15 protein-coding genes and 2 tRNA genes are annotated in these 21,039 nt (G+C 50.4%); 4 read left to right on the forward strand and 13 right to left on the reverse strand.

From position 1 onward, the window contains the following. Positions 1 to 52 precede the first annotated feature (52 nt). The 5 genes from ACGG9R_RS10820 to ACGG9R_RS10840 form a co-directional block, all read right to left on the reverse strand. A complete protein-coding gene (locus ACGG9R_RS10820) occupies positions 53 to 826 on the reverse strand; it encodes an ABC transporter ATP-binding protein (protein WP_390154973.1) in 774 nt (257 codons plus the stop codon). After that, positions 826 to 1,884: a FecCD family ABC transporter permease gene (locus ACGG9R_RS10825; RefSeq protein ID WP_390154976.1), complete on the reverse strand. Its 1,059-nt coding sequence runs from the start codon at positions 1,882 to 1,884 to the stop codon at positions 826 to 828. The genes ACGG9R_RS10820 and ACGG9R_RS10825 overlap by 1 nt, the downstream gene beginning before the upstream one ends. 99 nt (positions 1,885 to 1,983) lie before the next feature. Continuing rightward, positions 1,984 to 4,926 carry a BadF/BadG/BcrA/BcrD ATPase family protein gene (locus ACGG9R_RS10830; RefSeq protein ID WP_390154979.1) on the reverse strand — a complete coding sequence of 981 codons (2,943 nt, stop codon included), beginning with the start codon at positions 4,924 to 4,926 and terminating at the stop codon, positions 1,984 to 1,986. A 139-nt stretch (positions 4,927 to 5,065) separates the two neighbouring features. Further along, entirely contained in the window at positions 5,066 to 7,195 is a 2,130-nt protein-coding gene (locus ACGG9R_RS10835) for a TonB-dependent receptor (RefSeq protein WP_390154982.1), read from the reverse strand. Positions 7,196 to 7,397: 202 nt separating this feature from the next. Beyond that, positions 7,398 to 8,429 (reverse strand): ABC transporter substrate-binding protein, encoded by a 1,032-nt coding sequence (locus tag ACGG9R_RS10840; protein ID WP_390154985.1) that lies wholly within the window; start codon positions 8,427 to 8,429, stop codon positions 7,398 to 7,400. A 99-nt stretch (positions 8,430 to 8,528) separates the two neighbouring features. Between ACGG9R_RS10840 and ACGG9R_RS10845 the strand changes: the two genes are divergently transcribed. Together ACGG9R_RS10845 and ACGG9R_RS10850 are read left to right on the forward strand one after the other, a co-directional pair. Continuing rightward, positions 8,529 to 9,377, forward strand: coding sequence for a MerR family DNA-binding transcriptional regulator (locus tag ACGG9R_RS10845; protein WP_390154987.1), 849 nt, complete (start codon positions 8,529 to 8,531; stop codon positions 9,375 to 9,377). Continuing rightward, positions 9,364 to 9,933 carry a hypothetical protein gene (locus ACGG9R_RS10850; protein ID WP_390154990.1) on the forward strand — a complete coding sequence of 190 codons (570 nt, stop codon included), beginning with the start codon at positions 9,364 to 9,366 and terminating at the stop codon, positions 9,931 to 9,933. Before ACGG9R_RS10845 ends, ACGG9R_RS10850 begins: the two co-directional genes overlap by 14 nt. 150 nt (positions 9,934 to 10,083) lie before the next feature. On the opposite strand, the gene ACGG9R_RS10855 is transcribed toward ACGG9R_RS10850, so the two are convergent. The 5 genes from ACGG9R_RS10855 to ACGG9R_RS10875 form a co-directional block, all read right to left on the reverse strand. Then, a complete protein-coding gene (locus tag ACGG9R_RS10855) occupies positions 10,084 to 10,473 on the reverse strand; it encodes a hypothetical protein (protein WP_390154993.1) in 390 nt (129 codons plus the stop codon). A gap of 2 nt (positions 10,474 to 10,475) precedes the next feature. Next, positions 10,476 to 10,670 (reverse strand): hypothetical protein, encoded by a 195-nt coding sequence (locus ACGG9R_RS10860; RefSeq protein ID WP_390154995.1) that lies wholly within the window; start codon positions 10,668 to 10,670, stop codon positions 10,476 to 10,478. Between the two features lie 382 nt (positions 10,671 to 11,052). Beyond that, a tRNA-Arg gene (locus ACGG9R_RS10865) sits at positions 11,053 to 11,129 on the reverse strand. Between the two features lie 3 nt (positions 11,130 to 11,132). Then, positions 11,133 to 11,208, reverse strand: a tRNA-Trp gene (locus ACGG9R_RS10870). 297 nt (positions 11,209 to 11,505) lie between these two features. Further along, complete coding sequence (locus tag ACGG9R_RS10875) at positions 11,506 to 13,281, reverse strand: S-layer homology domain-containing protein (RefSeq protein ID WP_390154998.1); 1,776 nt, start codon at positions 13,279 to 13,281, stop codon at positions 11,506 to 11,508. A gap of 654 nt (positions 13,282 to 13,935) precedes the next feature. Between ACGG9R_RS10875 and ACGG9R_RS10880 the strand changes: the two genes are divergently transcribed. Together ACGG9R_RS10880 and ACGG9R_RS10885 are read left to right on the forward strand one after the other, a co-directional pair. After that, positions 13,936 to 14,613, forward strand: coding sequence for a helix-turn-helix domain-containing protein (locus tag ACGG9R_RS10880; RefSeq protein ID WP_390151395.1), 678 nt, complete (start codon positions 13,936 to 13,938; stop codon positions 14,611 to 14,613). Then, positions 14,610 to 15,581 carry an IS3 family transposase gene (locus ACGG9R_RS10885; RefSeq protein ID WP_390154573.1) on the forward strand — a complete coding sequence of 324 codons (972 nt, stop codon included), beginning with the start codon at positions 14,610 to 14,612 and terminating at the stop codon, positions 15,579 to 15,581. Before ACGG9R_RS10880 ends, ACGG9R_RS10885 begins: the two co-directional genes overlap by 4 nt. Positions 15,582 to 15,709: 128 nt before the next feature. Here ACGG9R_RS10885 and thiW read toward each other — a convergent pair whose 3' ends face one another. The 3 genes from thiW to ACGG9R_RS10900 form a co-directional block, all read right to left on the reverse strand. Next, the gene (gene thiW, locus ACGG9R_RS10890) at positions 15,710 to 16,222 is read right to left on the reverse strand and encodes an energy coupling factor transporter S component ThiW (RefSeq protein WP_390155001.1); all 513 of its coding nucleotides are present in this window, start codon (positions 16,220 to 16,222) and stop codon (positions 15,710 to 15,712) included. Between the two features lie 649 nt (positions 16,223 to 16,871). Beyond that, the gene (gene brnQ / locus ACGG9R_RS10895) at positions 16,872 to 18,167 is read right to left on the reverse strand and encodes a branched-chain amino acid transport system II carrier protein (protein ID WP_390155004.1); all 1,296 of its coding nucleotides are present in this window, start codon (positions 18,165 to 18,167) and stop codon (positions 16,872 to 16,874) included. Positions 18,168 to 19,334: 1,167 nt separating this feature from the next. Next, positions 19,335 to 20,063, reverse strand: coding sequence for a hypothetical protein (locus tag ACGG9R_RS10900; RefSeq protein WP_390155007.1), 729 nt, complete (start codon positions 20,061 to 20,063; stop codon positions 19,335 to 19,337). Positions 20,064 to 21,039 lie beyond the last annotated feature (976 nt).

The following is a 21,039-nucleotide window of genomic DNA, read 5'->3' on the forward strand; positions in this document are numbered from 1 at the left end:
ACTGACGTCCTGCTTTTTTGATTGCAGCTTGAATCATCATCGCACGCATTCTTTACTTCTTCCAATGCTGCGGGATATAGACGATATTCATCCTTTCATCCTCCCCATAGTGGATCTCACAGTCCACATCATAGAGCTTCTTGATGAAAGCCGGTGTCAGAAGCTCCTTCGGCGTCCCCGCGCCGACCACCTTCCCGCCTTGTATTGCGATCAGTCTATCACAATACATCGCTGCGATATTCAGGTCATGCACCGCTGCGACCACGGTATGACCGAGGCTCTTCACGATATCCATGATCTGGAGCTGGTACTTGATATCGAGATGATTCGTCGGTTCATCCAGTACGAGGCACTCTGATCCCTGCGTCAGCGCACGCGCCAGGATGACGCGCTGCTGCTCGCCGCCGGAGAGCGTCGAGAAATTTCTCTCTTCAAAGCCATGAAGCCCCACGATATCCAGCGCCTCATGCGCCAATCGGTAGTCCTCTTCGTTATCCCGCTCCATCATCTTCTTATGCGGCGAGCGCCCCATAAGGACGACATCGAGCACGGAGAAATCAAAATTGTAGTAATTGTGCTGCGCCACGACCGCAAGCATCAGCGCCGACTGCCGATACGACAGCTCATCCAGCGCTTTTCCGTCAAAGAGGATCTTCCCCTCGGTCGGTTTCTGCACGCGATAGACGCACTTCAGAAAAGTACTTTTCCCGCTGCCATTGGGTCCGATGATTCCCAGGAATTCTTTCGGCGAAAGGTGCAGGTCGATACCCTTTAGGATCTCCTTTTTGCCGATGAAATATTTCACCGCCTCTGCCAGTATCTCCATCAGTCATTCCCTCCAAAGCCATACGTTTTCTTGATCATCAGATAGATAAAGCTCGGCGCGCCGATCATAGAAATCAGGATACCGATAGGAAGCTCGGTATGCGGGATGATGATGCGGCACAAGCCATCGCAGATGACGAGGAAAATCGCCCCCGTCAGCGCCGATACGGGGATCAGCCGCTTATGATCCGGCCCCGTGAACATACGAATGACATGAGGGATGATGAGTCCCACAAAGCCGATCATGCCCGCCGCGTATACCGCAAAGCCGACAATGAGTGAGGAGATCAAAAGATACCACTGGCGATAGGCATGAAGGTCTGTCCCCATGGTAATGGCCGATTCATCCCCAAGAAGCATTAAATTCAGCACGCGGCTCTGTGTCCAGAAAAAAATAACCGAAGCCATGATGATCGGTGCAATGATCGCAAGCTCTCCCCACTTGGCTCCCGCAAGACTCCCCATCATCCAGTACGCGATAGTCTGCATGCCTTCTTTATTATTCGCAAAATATACAATAAAGCTGGAAAACGCCCCACACACCGCCGAAAGTGCCATGCCGGCAAGAAGCAGCTTCATCGAGTTCGAGCGCCCGCCCAGATTCGATATGAAAAGCACCGCCAGCGAAATCGCAAAGGCGCCGATAAATGCCGCGATCCCCACAAAATTCGGCCCCAGCGAAACACCGATGCCCAAGAGAATCGCCGACGTCGCTCCCAGTGATGCGCCGGAAGAAATGCCTAATATATAGGGGTCCGCCAATGGATTCTTCACGATCGCCTGCATGATGACCCCGCACACTGCCAGCCCGCAGCCAACAAGGGACGCCAGGATCAAGCGCGGCAGACGAAGCAGCCAGACGATATCATGGACAGGCCCCTGTCCTGGCGCCGTGATAGGCTCTCCGCTGGTAAACTGCGCGAGCACCGTCTCGTAAATTTCACGAACCGGCAGCTTCACTGTCCCGATACTGAGCGCCCAAAACAGGGAGCATACGAGCAGCAAAGCGAGCACAAGCAAAAGACAGGCAAATCCGATTTCTCTAAACAGTTTCTGCATCTTACCCTCTTCTTGATCTTTATAAAAAAGTTGCAAATTTATTATACACAAAAAACATTCTCATTCACAGGAAGATCAGATCCATACTTTTTCGTTTTATTAGTAAAGACGATTCTGCTTTTCCTGAATTTCTGCCATCAATGATCGGATGCGTATCTGTAACGCTCCCGTACTGACTCCCTGATCCAGTGAGATCATAGTGTAGCGCTTCCCTGCCCGTTCCAGCCTCTTCTGCAGCGCATCTATCGTCGTCATATCCCAGCCGCAACTGGTCGACTGCAGCTGTACAAAATGCAGATAAGGATTTGCACAGACCATTTCCGCAGTAAATAAAGCTTTCTCCCGGAACGTAGGCGTATCATGTCCCTCATTCTGCAGCAAGTACAATCCCTCTGCAGACAACACAGGGATACCCAGTCCTGCCATGACAGCAGGTATCCCCTTATTGATCTCGGGATCCAGCTGATAGCTTCGTCCGACCAGTACCAGGGCGTTTTTCTTTTCCCTTTCGATCCATTCCAGGACATCCCTTGTTTTCTTTCCCAAACGCGCCTTATAGCCACGCTGTGCCTTCTCTGCTGCCGTCGTGGCGCGCCTCAAAGCATGCGGTGTCACCTGCGGAAGATTCTCCCTCATGAAAGCAAGCAACGACTGATGGTCATAAAAAGAGATCTGCGGGTGATAGAATGGAATGCCGGCTGCAGAAATCTGCTCCTTCATCTGCTCTGCCAATATATCCCCATAGGCTGCATGTGTCGCTTCATCAATATCCGGCTCTTCTTTTCCCCCGCTTATCACAGGCATCCAGATACCATCGGGCTTACATTGTTCCAAAAAGTACATCAGATGTCCGTGGGCCAGCCTGCAGGGATAACAGTAAATCCCATGCGGTATGGTCACGGTACTCTTTCCGAGTGATGCTGCATCAAAAGCAGAGAGCATGACGCGATACCCAAGCGTCTGCCAAAAGACCTTCCAGTAAATCATATCTTCCCATCGCCCCAGCACCGCCGGAATACCCATTGTTTTTTCAGCTGACGGGTTTACCTTCGATGACTGCAGCAACTGGTTCTTTTCCCACTCATAGAGATTTGGCACCTTCCGAGAAACAAAATGCTCTTTCGCCAGTAGCCGTTCACCATAAGAGCATCGATTTCCTACAATAAAGCAATGTCCATTAGAAAAGGTTTTTTTCTGCAAGAGACAGTGATTCCCGCACCCCGGGCACCGGCTTGACTCCTCTCTGACACTCAGTTTTCGTATTTCATCCGCGGAAAGCATCTTCGACCGTGCAGCCTCCGGCATCCTTTTCTTCGTCAAGAGCGCCATCCCATAAGCACCCATGATGCCGGAACCATTCGGACGAACGACCGGATGACCGACCAGTGTCTCAAAGGCACGCAGAACAGCATCATTCTGAAAGGTCCCTCCCTCTACCACGATATGCGACCCCAGTTCCTCTATCGAGTCCAAGCGCATCACCCGATACAGTGCATTCTTCACGACAGAAAGACAAAGTCCGGATATCAGCCCGCCTGTGTCCACGTTTTCATTTTGCACCTGATGTACCTTGCTATTCATCAATACGGTGCAATGATGCCCCAGATCCAGACAATATGGGGCGTGCACAGCCTTCTTCACAAATTCATCCATTGAGAGTCCCATGGACTCAGCAAAGGTTTCCAAAAACAAGCCGCAGCCGGAAGCGCAGGAACCATTCAAAACGATTTTCTGAATACTCCCCTTTCTGACGCGGATATACTTCATATCCTGTCCGCCGATATCCAACAGATCTGTAACCTCCGGGCAGAAAAAACGGGCTCCCTGTAAATGTGCGACGGTTTCCACTTCTCCGGTATCGATCTGAAAAGCCTGTTTCAAAAACGCCTCTCCATATCCGGTGATGCCGGATGCGGCGATGGAAATGCCCGCAGGCAGTGCTTTATACATAGCAAGCAGCATCTTCTTGGCTGTCTCAAGTGCGTCGGCCTCATTTTTCCTGTAATCCTCATAACAAATCTGACCCTCTTCATCCACGAGAACCAGCTTGATCGTCGTAGAGCCTGCATCCATCCCCAGCCACAATCTAGCGGGCGGCTGCGGCATCGGCCTTCGGGGAAGTCGGAAACGTTGATAATAGCATCGAAAGCTGTCATACGCTGCCATATCCGGAAAGAGTGGTTCCAGTCGTTCGGCAGCCACTTCTTGTAAATGATCCTGATCCAGCAGTCTCTTCACATCCTGCCATGCAATTGGAGCAGCTTCCCGACCCAGCAAAGCCGCTCCCCAAGCACAATAAAGCTCCCCGTGCGTGACAGGAAGGACATCTGCCGAAGAGATTCCGATCGTCTGCAAGAATCTACGGCGAAGCGCCGGCATGAAAGCGAACGGTCCGCCCAGAAGCGCCAGCTTCCCCTGTATCAGCCGCCCTTTGGCCAGATCAGAAAGCACCTGATTCACCACCGCCTGGAAAATAGATGCTGCCAAATCCGCTTTACCGACGCCCTGATTCATCAGCGCCTGAATATCAGTTTTCGCATAGACCCCGCACCGGGAGGCAATGGGATAGAGATGTATCCCATTTTCTGCCAGCGCATTCAACGCCTGGATATCCACACCGAAGAACGCCGCCATATGTGCCAGAAACGTTCCCGTCCCACCTGCGCATTTCCGATTTGTTCTGAGATCCATCTCGCCATTTCTCTCGAAATACATCATCCGCGCATCTTCCCCACCCAGAGAAACAGCCACATCGACCTCGGGGTGAAACCTCCGCAAGGCCTCTGTCTCTGCCTGCACTTCATCCACGAACGGGATCTGCAGTGCCGAAGAGAACTCTGCCGCTCCCTTCCCCGTAAAAGCCAGATGCAATGCCCCCTCGCTCACTTTCGCCATCAGCTGCCGCCACAGTATTCGGAGCGTTTCCCGTACGCGATAATGATGCGGCACATACGCAGAGTGCATCAGCTGCCCCCGCCCAGAAAGCACGACCACTTTGATGGCAGCGGAACCGATATCAACTCCTACTGAGATGGACTCCATGTTGGTGACCCCTTTCTTATAAAAAACTCTCAATAGATAATTGCAGATTAGTTATCCATTGAGAGTATTTTAACATATTTTTGTTGATCTTTACGGAAATATTGGAAGCGGAATGAAATCAGATGCGATCAATATTTCCTTAGAACTTGAACTGCGCAGAGATCGCATAGGTTCTTGGTGCACCGAGGCCGATATTATTTCCACCGGCTGCATACCAGTAGTCTTTATCAAAGAGATTGTAGCACCACGCCGAAAGTGTCACTGGCTGTTTTCCGAAATGCGTATCCCAGGAAACGCCCAGATCCACCAGCGTCTGCCCGCCGATTTTAATCGGTGCATCATAGCTGGCTGTATTTCGAATCAAAGCAGAACCGGTATAGGTCAGACGTCCTGTCACCTGAAGCGCATCTGTCGGCTTGTACATCAGCGCCAGATCTGCCGACCACTTCGGCATCGCATCTACGCGTCTGCCGTCATTCAGCCCTTTCTGTGTCTTTGTCTGTTTGGAGTCCAGATAAGATACGCCGACGATGTAGCTCAGTTTCTTTCCGGCATCGCCAGACAGAGAGTATTCGATCCCGCGATTTCTCTGTTCTCCATCCAGTTTATACGCTTCTGTGCCATCCCCATTCGGCACAGCGATCCCATTGGCTTTTTTGATTTCGAAGAAACTTAAAGTGCTTAACGTATCTCCATTCTTATACTTGAAGCCAAATTCGTTCTGTTTTGTTTTAGACGGTGGAAGGATTTCATTTCTATTGCTATAACTCTGTCCCACTGTATTGCCCTGTACAAAGTTTTCGGTATGGCTGGCATATACAGCCACATTGGGCGTGATTTTATAATTCAAGCCCAAGATCGGAGCTGTCGCGCTGGACTTCACGACATGTCCCTTCTGGTCATCTTCCTTGACTTCATGTCCATGATAACCAAAAGTAAAGTGCAGTCTGTCATCTGGAGAACTCAGTGTATTCACCAAAGTCCAGCCACTCATGATATCCGACTGGCTGGGATTGATGGCATCCCATACTACATTCGGACGAGCAGAAGATGTTCCGCTGTAAATGTTTCCGGTAATATTATACTTATTAGACGCACTAACATTGGTATCTTTTTCTCTTGTGAATTTCGTCCAGTCAAACATGGCTGCCCATTCATTTTTCCACTGCCCTACATTGAATTTTCCTTTGAATCCGGTATTGGCATACGTGTAGTGATGGAAAACCGGCATCTGTGTATAGGTACCTGTGTAATTTCCATCAAAATCAATCAATTGACGACCAGACCACTGCTGCAACCAGCTGGAATAATCCTCCCAGCGCCAGCCAAAATTGCCAAACCAGGTCAGATCATCTGACAAATACTGCTCATGATTCAAAATAAAAGTGGTGTTTTCATATTTATCATTGGACCAGTGCGGAGAAAGATTCTTTTTATTATTCGGTACCTTTGGAAGACCGCTCAAGCTGCCTAGGCCAATGGTATTGGACCGACCATACTGGTTGTCATAGTCGTAGCTGAAGAAAATATTGGTCTTGCTGCGTTCAGCGCGATGGTCGATATTCACTGCGATATCTCTCTTGTAATCTCTGGTACCATCTACGGCGAGACCCCCCGTCGCATTCAGCGCATTGATGCGCACGCCCCAGGCACCATCTTTACCAAAACGTTTACCCACATCGACCGTCTGCGTATAGTAGGAATCACTAGACCAGGAAAGACCCGCATTCAGCATTGGCTTTTCCTGTGCTTTTTTCGTTGTGACGCCGACCGTCCCGCCGACAGAGCCTGCCATGAAAATGCCAATCCCATTGACACCAATGTTTGGCCCTGCCAGTACTTCGACGCGATCCATATAGTTGGTCGGCATGGTCATCTGATGACTCATGCTGGGGATGCCATTCATACTCCAACTGCCGCTGCCTGCCGAGAAACCGCGGATATACAGATTCGTATCCGTAGACCCGTGTGTAACACGGACAGATGGAGACAGCGACAGCACATCCATCACGCTTCTCTGCGGCTGGGAAAAGGTTTCCATCGCCTTCTTGGTAAATGTCATCTGTTCAAACGGTGTATCCAGTACATCCTGGCTGCCCAGTGTCCCCACATTCTGCTTCGTACCTACCATGCCGGATGCGACCGGCGCCAGCTGCGCAGTATCTGCATCATAGCGATCAGCTGTGACGATCACTTCATCGAGCTGATTGCCCGCTGCCAGTACCCCCCCGAAATTCCGTTTGCTGTCATCAATGCGGCTACCAGCCATGCTGCTCGTTTTTTGTTCATAATCTCTCTCCTTATATGAATTCTGATAAGAAACGTCTGCATTCTCATTCGATCCCTCGCGATTATTGCTTTTTGCTTCTCTTGATTCTCACGATTTGAACAAAATGACTCATGCGTTCTTAACAATTGATAATCGTATTATAAAGTAGTGGGTTACCCACATGTCAATATATTTGGGGCGTTTAATTAAAATGTTTTGGATACAATCCCCGCGCAAAGATTTCTATCGCATCCCTCACACGAACCGCCGGACAGCGGATCGTATAAAAGGGTATCGCATATACCCTTTTATTTTTGACAGCGCTGATCTCCTGCAAGGCAGGATGAGTGTACACAGACGCCAATGTTTCATCATCGATTTCCGGCTTAGACTGAATAAAAATAATATCCGGATTCTCCGTAACTGCTGTTTCCAGACTCATGATTTCTGTATTTCCGACACTCTCGACCTCTTTCCCCAAGACATGACCGCCCAAGCGAGTCACAATATCTCCTGGCAGTGTGCGCGGCGTATACACATGCAGATCCTTCGCAAGACTGCCTATGAGCAGTACCTTCGGGTGTGTATTCTGTCTGGCACCGTAATCCGCATAGGTTTTCAGCCTATTTTGAATATCCTCACAGATCTCTGTTGCCTTTGTACTGTTCCCGATAATTTTTCCGACATCTTCAATGTACTTCAATTCATCTTCTATGACATGCTTCTTTAAAAATTCTGCATTATTCATCATGGTCATATACACAGGCACATGGCGCTCATGCCAGAAATTCCACGTCCCGATAGAATTGGCTCTTCCGGTGAAATCGAAAAGCCAGCCTAAGATAAAATCCGGATGCAGCGTCAATGCCGTTTCCTGATTCAGCGTATACTTCGTCATTAGCGGCAGTGTCGGATAGATCTTTTGATTTTCTTCAGTCAGATGCCGAACATCATCAACTCCTGATACAGCCACAATCCGATCTTTAGCCCCCAACTCCAGCAATGTCTCGACTGAATTCTGCCATAGGGCAATGATCTTCTGCGGGGGCTTTTCATACGTCGTAGCGACTCCGTTCCCCTGACTATCATAGTTCTCTACCACCACAGGAAATGCCTGTTCCTGCCTGATTGCTGCGGCAGACGAAGCAGGCTCTTCCTGGTTTCCCATACCACATCCGCCAATCAGAAATGCTGCTCCCATAAGACAAATTTGTGCATATCGTTTCCAATTCATTTGTATTTCCTCATAAAATAATCATGCTACGCATTGCATTCCATTATGGTATTATAAAGCTATGGGTAACCCACAAGTCAATTGAAAGCTAAGATAATCATGGAAAACGCAAAAAAATATCTAACCATTCGCAAATTCAGTGAATTAACACACACATCCATTGATACGCTGAAACACTATGATGCGATCGGGCTGCTAAAGCCTGCCTATATCGGAAAAAATCATTATCGTTATTACCTGCCCGAACAGTCGCTGGTACTCACACGCATTTTGTTTGGAAAGAACGCATGCATTCCGCTCAAAGAAATCCGAGAATTTATTTGGGCAGAGCACCATGAAGTAACGATAAACAAATATGATGAAATCTCCCAAACGCTGAAAAGCCACATGCAGGAAACCACCGCTATTCTCAATACCATCAGCAACCTTCGCTACTACTACCAGCTTTCAAAGCGCCACGCACCAGAAACTTTATTCGATCTCTACCTGCCGGAGTGGTTTATCATTACCTCAAAGAAAGCCAAGACCAATCATCAATTTGAGTCCTCTGAATCCAATATAGCCAATCAACTTTTTCTGGAAGGATTTGCTGATGAAAAATGGCCGCATTATCTATTACAGGCACTTTTTACCTCTGTCGACATTGCCAAGAAAGACTTCACGCAAGTCACCTACTTTTTAAAAATTGATCATCCAGAAAAACATAAGAAAGAAGAAATTCAATTCATTCCCAACGGCGAATGGATCTGCATGCTTTTCTATGCATGTGGACGAAACATGGCAGAGTGTGTCCACTTTTATCTGGATGCGCTCAAAAAAGAAAACCAATCTATTAAAGGTCCCATTTTTATCATGGACGTCGTCAACTGTCTCGTCACCTCAAAGTCAGAAGATTACTGCACCATGATCTATGCCATGAAAGAAAAACAAAGCTATGAAGAATACTGACACACGTGAAGTCATTATGATTTCTATTCGCCTATCCACTAAAAATCTCCAGACCGATTATTATCCATTCATTCTTGAACCAGAGGCACGCCACCTATTCTTAAAAGAACTGGCTTCACACTTCGCAGCCAGAACAGATCTTTTGGATATTCAGCAGCACCTGGATGAGATACTTTTGACGCTGGACGGCCATCAAACAGAAAGTTACACGTTTGCTCTCACGTTGCCACGCCTGATTTCTATCACTCTAGATACATGCAATGCCTGCGGCAAAAACCAACAGTGGTTTCGCAGCTTGTCTGCCTGTATAGCAATGGATGCCGGTCTTTCACGCCCTATCCGCCTTTTCATCTCAGACACGATCCCACCCATCATTCAATGGACAGGTCTTCATGCTGACAGAGTCTCCACTCTTACCCAAGAAATGGCCGCCGGCAATTCCCCTTCCTGCCTGATCACACATGCTCTTTACAAAAGACTATCTCCTTCCATCCAATCCAAGTATGCGACGCTTTATTATATCCGTCATATCTGTTGCTATTGCGCAGAGTTATAACAAAATCAGCGCAAGCAAAAACACCCGAAGACTATAGCATATAGGCTGCAGCCTTCGGGCGCTTTCATTTGATGAGATTTCAAGAAAGCGCTTTTCCTTCTTCCACCCAGCTTCTCAATTCATGCATTTCATCCAGAAGTTCTGCATGTGTCAGCTTTTCATGCGGTTCATACTCGATAACGATGTCCGCATCCTCGGTATATTTCCCTGCCCAATGCATGATCTGCCGAATATCTGCCGTTCCATGATGATAGTCCAGATGCTGGTCTGCTTTGCCATCATTTTATAGCTTTCCATAAGCCATACATTCTCTTCGGATCCGATGTTCGAGGCCGCCTCGATGTTCACATACGGCCCATGAAAGGGCAAGAAACATGTCATTTGCGGGACTTTGGACTCCAAAGCCTGCCAATAGGCTTCATCATGTGTGAATGCGGTAAATTCAATGCCGAGATCGGGATCTTCGTTGCTCTCGATCCAGTCAGCAAATTCCGCAAAATGCTTCATTCCTACGATGAGATCACTGATGAAATATTTCATGACTACTCCTCCGGATACCCGATATTGGCTTCCGTCGCCTTATCAAAGAAATGCAGCGTATGCTGATCGACCTTCCAGTAGGTTTGCGATCTTCCCCGCAGAATATCTTCTCGCATAATGGAGATGACATCCGTTCCATTGACCGTAAAATAATATCCCACACGGCTTCCATAGTCTTCGTGATACTGAACGGTCACAGGGATACAGCCCGTTCCTGGCTCTGCCTCAGCAGGAAGATCCTAGTCGCATCCGCCAGCTGCGGAAGCGCGACGCCATAAATACTGTCTACGAGACCCATATCCGATAAGGTGATGTAGTTCGGAACCATGGTGACGGTAAACGGAATAAGATCGTGCGATCAGAAGAAAATACAGTGCATTTTTCCCCGTGAACGGAGAAAGTGTCGGCAGCTCATCAAATGCAACCTTGAGGGCCGGAGTCTTGGCGATCGCTTCTTTGATAGCCGGATCCTCTACAACCTCCTGACGAGGCGGCAGGTATCCGGTATTGATGGTCCACTGCTTTTATTTTCTCAAGCACGAAAAAAGCCAGCACCGTGATCGGTACTGGCTTTCAGGCTGGTGACCCAAGAGAGATTCGAACTCCCGACACCTTGATTCGTAGTCAAGTGCTCTATCCAGCTGAGCTATTGGGCCATGTGGCAGGGGCAGAGGGACTCAAACCCCCAACCTACGGTTTTGGAGACCGTTGCTCTATCAATTGCGCTATGCCCCTATCTGTTTGATGGAAGTCATCATCCATGTGACTTGTATATAATAACAAATCTTTCTGGAAATTGCAAGGGGTTTTTGCAAATATTTTTAAAAAAGATTTTGGTGCAAAGTTCAGGGACCTCAGGAAAAGGCGCAACGGGTCCTGTGAGGGCAATGGGGTGGTGCGGTGCGTAATAAAAGCACCGCACGGTCATACAGTATTCTTCCAAACGGAAATACCGTTGAATTTTTTGAACTTTGCACCATCACCGATTTCTATTTCTTATCCACGGAGGTGAGAAAATTTCGCGATCCGCGATCATTTAATATATGCGGTCGCTTTCAGCATGAACATGTTGTCCATCTTCTTGCCGCCCATATCTTTGGCGTTGAAGCCGTAGTTGGCTTCGACAAGGAGGCCGCGCATGGGGACAAAGGAGGCTTTGGCAAGGTAGAATTTCGCGCCGCCGTATTTCTTATCCGGAGAGTCGGTGCCATTCAGTGTCGCATCGAGCTTATCCGCAAAGTAGGCCGGCATTTTTCTTCCTCTCCAATCGCTGTAGACATGCCCCATGTACTGGTCGACGATATCGTTGCTGGAGCCGCCGAAGTAGGTGCCTGCCTGGCTGTAGACGTAGTCGACGCCGATGGAGAAGGACTTGGCCTTGAGGACATTCGCTTCGCCGTAGTGAATGCCGTAGTTGTAGCTGTACGGACGTTCATTGTTCAGCGGAAGCTTTCTGAGGTTCTTGACGAATTCCCCCTGGACGCGAAGCATCGGGGTGACGTTGTAGGAGCCGGCGAAGCCGTAGGCTTTCGCGATATGGCCGACAGGGCCGCAGGCTTTCATGCCGTAAGCGTGGACTTCCCACTGGCCCGGTTTCTTATAAATATAGGAGGCGTAAGCGACCGGTACGTCTTCGTCATCGCCCCAGCCCATATGTACATTATCCATCGGGAAGTAGTTGAATGCATTTTCCCCATCAAGCATCGGTGTCAGATTCTTTGCGAGCTTCTGCAGTTCAGGAGATGCCTGTGCGACCATAGCATTGATTTTCTGCGCAGCAGCTGCGCGATCCGCTATATTGTTGCTGGATAAGCCGTCATTCAATGTCTTATAGGTACTCTTATACACACTCATAGCTTCTTCTGGCGTCTTACCCGCTTTCAAAGCAGCCTGTCCAGCTGCTTTGCCCATAAGGTCGGAGATCTCCGTATTCTTCAGTGCTACGCCGCGCATCATCGGGCCGGTGTACGCGTAGTTGATATTCGTCGCACGGCCGAAGGCGAGGGTGAGGCGGCCGCCTTTCAGGTAGTCGCCGAAGGAGGCAAAGACGCCTTTGACTTCGCCGTCATAGGTGTAACCGGTGACACCCATCTTGACCGGGAACTGGCCGATACCAATGAGGTTTTTGGACGGGCCGAAGGGGAGCTTCGAGGTATCCTGTTTCGGTCCGAACTGGTAGGTGGTCCACAGACGGTTCAGGTGGAAATCGCCATCGCCGTAACCATTGCGAATTTCTTTCTGATTCTTATCATTCGGATTGATGCGGTTCACGTCATAGCTTTCTTTGCCATTCATATCCAGAATGGTTTCGATCTGACCGTAGAGGTGGACGCGGTCGTTCACGGGGGTGATGGTATTCAGGCGGACGCGGGTAGAAAGCTCGTTGTGCTTTTTTCCCTTGAATACATCGTCATAGCGGTCGATGCTCTGGACACGGAGCTCGGTGATGAGGTCGGTCGCACCACGCTTCTTTTCAAGCTCTGCGATGCGGACACCGAGGTCCTTGAGTTCATTCGCATACTGAGAGGAGAGCTTGGCGAGGGTCTCCTTCTGGGACGCATTCAGTGTGTCTTCCTTCGCCATCAGGCGGGCGACGATCTGCGCGATCTCATAACGGGTGACATGCTTGTCTCCGCGGAAGGTGCCGTCCGGATAGCCGTCGATGACGCCCTCATCGGAGAGCGAAGCGACGGCCTGATAGGCCCAGTCGTCAGCAGATACGTCGGTGAATGGATTTGCTGCGCTTACGGTCACTGCGGCGCAGGCGAAGCAGGCTGCAATGGCTGCTTTCAAAAAAGCGTGTTTCATGGTTCCTCTCTTCTGAAATCGGAGCCGCTTTCCCCATGGTGCGCTCTCGGTTTCTCATGCAAAAATGTAATATCAAAACTTACGGATATCATGTGTATTATTTTTTATTCACAAAACTAAAACATTATAGCGTAATATGTGGGAGAGTGTCAAGAGAGAAAGGGGTTCAGGTTGATGGGTTCAGGGTTAGCCCGTGGGGCGTGCCGTCCCTTGATTGCGTGTGAAAGCTCTACTCGCCAGTTAGGAGTGAGGAGTTAGGAGTGAGGAGTGGTGGTGCGGCGCATAAAAATCAGAAGCGCCGCGGAGTTTTGATAGCGCTTCGCGCGCATCGTCATTTCGAGCGTAGTCGAGAAATCTTTATTGCAGAATGCTCATCGCCTGATGTGAGGCAGCACCAAGACATCGTTTTCCCTCGGCGCATACACACTGATTCCCGCAGTGCAGTAAAGATCCCTCGGCTGCGCTCGGGATGACGATGTCGGCAAATCCCAGTCACTAATCACTCCTAATCCCTAGCCACTAATCCCTAGCTACCAGTCACTAGCCACTAGTCACTCATCCCTGCCCCAATAAAAAAGTCCAGCCGCCGATGTGATATGATCCCCCTAAAGCAGACAAGGTAAATAACCAAACTGCTTTAGGGGGATTTTTTTAATGGCCAAAAGGAAACATTCAGCAGATTGGATGCTTGCCAGAGTGAGAGAATATCTTTCCGGCAAAGGATCTTACCGACAAATCGCCAGAGCGAATGGGATATCCGAGCGGAGTCTTCGTGGCTGGGTAAGGAAATACGAGAAACAGGGCGAGGCCTCTTTCATGGATAGAGCTGGGAACGCAAGCTACAGCAAGGAATTCAAGGCAAGCTGCGTCCTTGCCGTGCTACGTGGCGAGGGCAGCATTGACAACATCGTAGCAAAATACAACATTTCAAGCCGTTCCGTTCTCCGGCACTGGATGAAGCAGTATAATGACCATATAGAACTTAAGGACTACGATCCAAAACGGGAGGTCTATATGGCAGGAGCAAGAAAGAAAACATCGCTTTCGGAGCGCAAGGAGATTGTGGAGTATTGTCTATCGCATGGCAAGAACTACAAGGACACCGCTGCGCACTATGACGTTTCCTACAGTCAGGTATACGATTGGGTGAGGAAATACGTCGCTGACGGGGAAGCTGGCCTTACCGACCGGCGCGGACATCATAAAACCGACGAAGAAGTTGACGAGATGGAACGTCTCCGGCGTGAGAACCGGCGCTTGAAACGGCAGCTTGAGGAACAGGAGAGGTTGGTCTATTTCTTAAAAAAATTGAAAGCCCTGGAAGGGAGGTGAAACTTGGCAGGCTGCGCCATGCCATAACCTATGAAGCAATCCAGCAGTGCCACGCAGAAAAGGGCTGGGGCATTTGCTGGCTGTGTGGTCAGGTAGGTATTACGAGAGCATCCTATTATCAATGGCTGAAGCGAGATGTCCCAAAAGCGGAAAAAGAAAACGAGATCATCGCCCAACTGATCCAAGAGTATGATGAACGATTCCACCACATCCTGGGCTATCGGCGCATGACTGATTGGATCAATCGCCTGAACCACACGCATTACAGCAGGAACCGCATTCATCGACTCATGAAGGAGCTCAATATCCATTCCGTGATCCGGTGCAAGAAGGCAAAATACAGAAGGACCACACCAGAAGCCACATCAGAGAACATCCTTCACAGGGGTTTTCAGGCAGAACGACCGAACCAGAAGTGGGCAACGGACGTGACAGAATTCAAATGGTACGAAGGATCAGTCGTCAAAAAGCTCTATTTGAGCGCCATCCTCGATCTCTATGACCGGTCGATTGTCGCCTACGTCATAAGCGGACGCAATGACAATAAGCTGGTGTTTGACACATTTGAGCAGGCGATTCGCAAAAATCCGGAAGCACACCCGTTGTTCCACAGTGACCGGGGGTTCCAGTATACCAGTAAAGCATTCCAGTTCAAGCTCTCGAAGCAGGGGATGGAGCAATCCATGTCCCGTGTTGGGCATTGCATCGACAATTGCCCAGTGGAAGGTTTCTGGGGAATTGTGAAGACAGAGATGTATTCCCTGAATAAGTTCAGCAGCGGCGGCGAGCTGCGTTCGGCCATCGACCAATACGTCCATTTTTACAATTACGAACGTTTTCAGGAACGATTTGGAGTAAGGACGCCAATGGAAGTTCGCATGGCAGCTCTGCACGCGAAGAACCCGGAACAGTTCCCGATTGCCGAGAACAAACGGATTCAGAAATACAAAGCAAAATTCGCGGCATAACAAAATGCCGCAAATCCCATGCTGATACTAAAACACCAACATGGAACTTACGGCTATAATTTTTTAGATATTTGCCATGTCTACCTTGACAGGGGCTGATCAATGTGGGGACTGGGCTTTTTATTTTCTTACATTTTCGAGAATTCTGTTTGAATCACTTTCATGCCCTTCAGGACGACGAAGGCGATGACGCAGCCTGCGCCGCAGGAGACGGCGAAGAGGGAGACGTAGAAGAAGGCGCCTTTGGCCGAACCCATGAAGAGGGCGGCAATCGGGTAGGAGAGGAGTCCTCCGATGATCGAGGTACCGACGAATTCTCCGATGACGGCAGCCCAGAGCTTGTGCGTGTGGCTGTAGAGGTAGCCGGAGAGGAAAGCGCCCACCATGGAGCCGGGGAAGGCGAGAAGGCTGCCGGTGCCTAAGAGATTGCGAATGAGGGAGGTGCCGAAGGCGGCTGCGGTGCCATAGCGCGTGCCGCAGAGGACCGCAAGAAAGATGTTGATCATATGCTGCAGGGGAAATGCTTTCGTCACGCCCAGCGGAAAGGAGAACATGGGGGAAAGCAGTACGCCGGCGGCGACCATCAGCCCGGCAAAGATCCATTTGCGCAGGGCGAGACTTTTTTCATCGGCAGATGTCATGGGAAGGACCTCGTTTCTTGGAAATCGTGGATAGTGAGCGGTTTGCTGTTTCGTATAGCATAGCACAGATGGGGAGTGAGATAAAGGGTTTAAGGGTTCAGGGTTCGGGGTTCAGGGTTAGCTCATGGGGCGTGTTGTCCCTTGATTACATGCGAAAGAGGTTCAGCGGGTCAACAGGTTCAGAGGGTTCAAAGGGGGTGGTGCGGCGCATAAAAATCAGAAGCGCCGCGGAGTATAGATGGTGGCGATGCCCGAAGGTAGTATTTAAGTCACCAGTCACTAGCTACCAGTCACTTGCGGCTCCTAATCCCTAGCTACTAATCATCCCTGCTTTCGAACTTTAAGGGTTCAGGGTTAGCCCCTTGGGCGTACCGTCCTTTGATTGCTTGTGAAAGAGGTCCAGTAGGTTCTATAAGTTCTATAGGTAGGGCAGGGGTTGTGCGGCGCACCTCTCCGCTTTCCCACTTTCTTTCATACCGTCTGTGCCCTATCCGCCCCTTCGGGGCACCTTCCCCTCGAGGGGAAGGCTGACGATACGAGAGAAACCTACCATCGCAAACCTTCGGGCATCGCCACATATATATATATTCGCGGCGAAGCCGCCACCTTCATTCCTAATCCCTCATTCCTCATTCCTCATTCCTCATTCCTATTTTTTCCCCAAGACCATCCCGAGCACGCTTCCGAAGAGGAAGAAGGAGATCCAGGAAAGTCCATAGCCTGCCAGTGGGAGGGACTGCATGAGGCCGTCGATCGCGCCGAGGGAGAGACCGGCCGTGTGACATCCGTCGTAGAGGGCAGGGATCAGAGTGCAAAGGGTGGCGCAGGCGTAGACGCTGCGTTTCCCGCCGAAGAGGTGATCACCAAAGGTGAGGAAAATGAGGGAGATAGTCAAAGGATAGAGGAACATGAGGACCGGAATGGCAGCGGTGATGATGGTGGTGAGGCCGAAGAGGGCGATACCAAAGGAAATGACGGAGAATACGGTCACCCAAGCTCTGTAGGAGAGCGCAGGGATGAGTTTCTTGAAATATTCGCCGCAGGCGGTGATGAGGCCGACGCTGGTGGTGAGGCAGGCGAGGAGGACGATCACGCCCATCAGGATGCGGCCGTAGCTACCGAAGTAGTGGTGCGCGGTACCGACCAGGATGTCTGCGCCGTTTTTCATAAGTCCCAGCTTCTCTACAGAGCAGGCACCGATGACGGAAAGGAAGATGTAAATGACAGCCAGACAGCCGCCCGCGATGAGGCCGCTCTTCAGGGTATGGGAGGCGACCTCTTCATTGCTTGCCGCGCCATACTGACGGACAGCATTGACGACGATGATGCCGAATACGAAACCAGCCAGTGCATCCATGGTGTTATATCCATCGAGGAAGCCCTGCGTCAGCGCTTTGATGGAGGGCTGATAGGCTGCCTGTGCCTCCTGCCAGCTGCCCATCGGGAAGAGTGTCGCTGTGATGAAAAGGATGGCGAGGAAGAGAAGGAGTGCCGGGGTGATGATCTTCCCGATGCGGTTGACCAGTTTCGATGGGCTGATGGAGAGCCACCAAGAGATCACGAAAAAGATAAAGGCGAAGGCATAGAGCGCGGTCTGCTGCATTGATTCACCGAAGAAGGGCGCGATGCCGATCGCATAGGATGTCGTCGCTGTACGGGGGATGGCGAAAGCCGGCCCGATGGTGAGGTAGAGGCAGACGGTGAAGAAAATGGCGTAGCCCTTGTGTACACGGGAGGCCAGTGACTCAAGGTCGCTCCCGGCATAGCCGATCGCTGCGACGGCAAGGATCGGAAACCCTACGCCTGTCAAAAGAAAGCCCAGCGTCGCGGGAATGGTATCCACGCCGGCATTCTGGCCCATGTACACTGGGAAGATCAGATTCCCTGCGCCAAAGAAGAGGGCAAAGAGCATCAGCCCGATCGGGATCAAGAAATTTTTCTTCATAGTAAACTCCTTTCGTGAATGGAGGAAGGATCCGGGATCGGATCCGGGAAACGGCTTGCGGAAATGGTTCTGTCACTTCCAAGGGTTCAGCAGGGCGGCACATCCATCTTATAGAGCCGCCGCATGTTTCGGCTTGCATATACCGCTCGCAAAGCGGAGGCGCCTTCCAGACCCGTGAACCTTGGGATTTCTTCCTGCCAATAAAAAATCCCTGCCGGAAAACATCCGACAGGGCACATTGCGTGAGGTACCACCTTGCCATGGAAACAGACCGCTGTTTCCTGCTCGATTGGGCGATAACGGAGCCGCCGCTTTTTTCTATACCGCAAGGGGGATCAAAAAAAGGACTCTCGGGTGACGTGGCTGCGTCCTTTTCAGCAGTTTTCACCATCCACTGCCTCTCTGAGAAAATTCACCAGCCTGATCCCGATCCTTGTCTATTTTGAAATTGGACACATTCTACCATGATTTGAATGGAAAGTCAAATGAGTTTTGGGTATGGACTTAGGGCCAGCCCATGGGGCGTGCTGCCTTTTGATTGCGTGCGAAAGAGGTTCATCGGGTTCTATAGGTTCAAAGGGGGTTGGTGCGGCGCCAGATCCTTCGACTCAGTTCTCACTGCTTTGCCTTTACATTTTCGAACATCCGACATTTCACTCCGCTCAGGATGACGAAATGCGCCGCGGAGTATAAATCATGATGATACCCGAAGGTTGTATTTAGTCACCAGTCACTAGTCACTCCTAATCCCCAATCCCTAATCCCTAGCCACTCATTCCTGCTTTCAAACTTGGGGTGCGGCGCGAAAAATAATGAAGCGCCGCAGAGTAGAAATAGGGCGATGCCCTAAAGTAGTAACTTGAGATTTCTAATCCCTGCTTTCACACATTCATCGTTTATCGGTCTGCAAGGAAGATTTCTCGCTTCGCTCGAAATGACGATACGGGAGTCTGAGGTCTTCAAGCCTCTTAGTCTCCCAGTCACTTGAGACTCCTAATCCCTAGCTACCAGTCACTAGTGACTGGTGACTTGCATACGACTTTCGGGCATCGCCCCGTTTCGTCATCCTGAGCGGCGAAAAACGTCGTATGTGAGAGTACGAATGCCAGAACAGCTGCGACCTGAGCCGAAGGAGCTCGTCGAAGCCGCCACCTTCATTCCTAATTCCTAATTTAAAAAGTACTCGCACACCTTTCTGGCGGCTTCGACATCGACCATGTGGAAGGGGGAGAGCGCCTTGACGATGCGGCAGAGGACGCCGTGCTTCCGGAAGAGACGGATCGCATTTTCACGCGTCTTCTCTCCGCCCTGTGCCAGATAGCCACGGTCCAGGGCTTCCATGCGATGTCCTTCTTCTCTGTAGTCTTCGCGTGCCAGACCATGGAGGAGGAGAATGAGGTCGACGGCCTTCTGCTCTTCAATGTCTTTGGTGAGCATGCAGTTCTCCCAGTCCAGAAAGGTGAAATTTCCCTCTTTCCATGTGATGTCACGCAGTGCCGGACGGCCATGGACGATGCCTGCCTGATGGAGGGAGCACAGCGCGCGGCCGGCCTCTTCGAGAAGCTGTTCCTTATCTTCTTCCGGCATGTCGGTATCGAGCCAGTTCTTGAGCGTGCGCCCGCCGTCCTTTGTCACCATATAGTCCGGCGTCAGCACCAGGATCTCCGGCACAAGCAGCGGCGCCATGCGGCCGGCGATGGTCATCTTCGCCACTTCGAAATAAAATTCCTTCTCGACGGAATATTTAGCAAACTGTTTCCGTCCATTTCCCATCTTCCGCTTGATCCAGTACGTCTCGCCATCCAGCGTGAAGGAAATCACGCGCCGGTCCACTGCCTTTGCTATCGCTTCCTCCGCCGCCTGTTTCAGCCGCGGATCATTTGTAATCTCACTCATACTTTGCCTCGCTTAGGTTATTTTTACTTATATTTTACCAAAGGGAAGGCTGGCAAGACAAGGTTTGGGAGAAGGGAGAGGTGACTAGTGGCTGGGGATTGGAAGGCTAATACACCGAGAGACACCAGCCCCCGCATCGTCATTTCGAGCGAAGCGAGAAATCTTTTTCATTGGCGATCCGGCGGTCGATGACAGAAAATCAAAACGGGAAGCTGCTGTCAAGAGACCTTCGGGCATCGCCCCGTTTCGTCATCCTGAGCGGCGATAAACGTCGTATGTGAGATAACGAATACCAGAACAGCTGCGACCTCGTCATCGATCTCGGCGAAGCCGCCACCGATTAGCCTTCCCCATTGGGGAAGGGGGACCGCGGAGCGGTGGATAGGGTACTCTCATAAACGACGTACTTAAGACGCTCCTTCCCGCTCTCTTTCATACCGCCTGTGCCCTATCCGCCCCTTCGGGGCACCTTCCCCTCGAGGGGAAGGCTGGCGATACGAGGGGAACCTGCGCTTAAGAGACCTTCAGGCATCGCCCCATTTCGTCATCCTGAGCGGAGTGAAATGTCGGATGTTCGAAAATGTAAAGGCAAAGCAGTGAGAACTGAGTCGAAGGATCTGGCGCCGCACCAACCCCGCTCTACCTTTCGAACCCATAGAACCCGCTCCCCCGATGGGGAGCCTAGAACGTTCTGCCGCTTAACTTAATGGCATTAGCCACAAGGGCTGACCTTGAAATCCAAACCCACTCTCCGCCGTTTTCCTTGCGTCCCTGTCCGGTTTCCTCCCCACATCTTGTACATATACAAGAGGCAAGGGAAATGATACAATGAAGTTATTCACAATGCCATTTGAAAACCGCAGAAGAACGTGTGGAAAAGCCATAGAAAGCATCTATTAATTCACAGACTTATCCACTTATCCACAAAGATATTCAATCGCCGCTTTCTCCGATGCCATCAAGCCTCTTCCCAAAG

This window comes from Dialister sp. i34-0019-2H8 (assembly GCF_042846925.1).
Taxonomy (GTDB): Bacteria; Bacillota; Negativicutes; order Veillonellales; family Dialisteraceae; genus Dialister.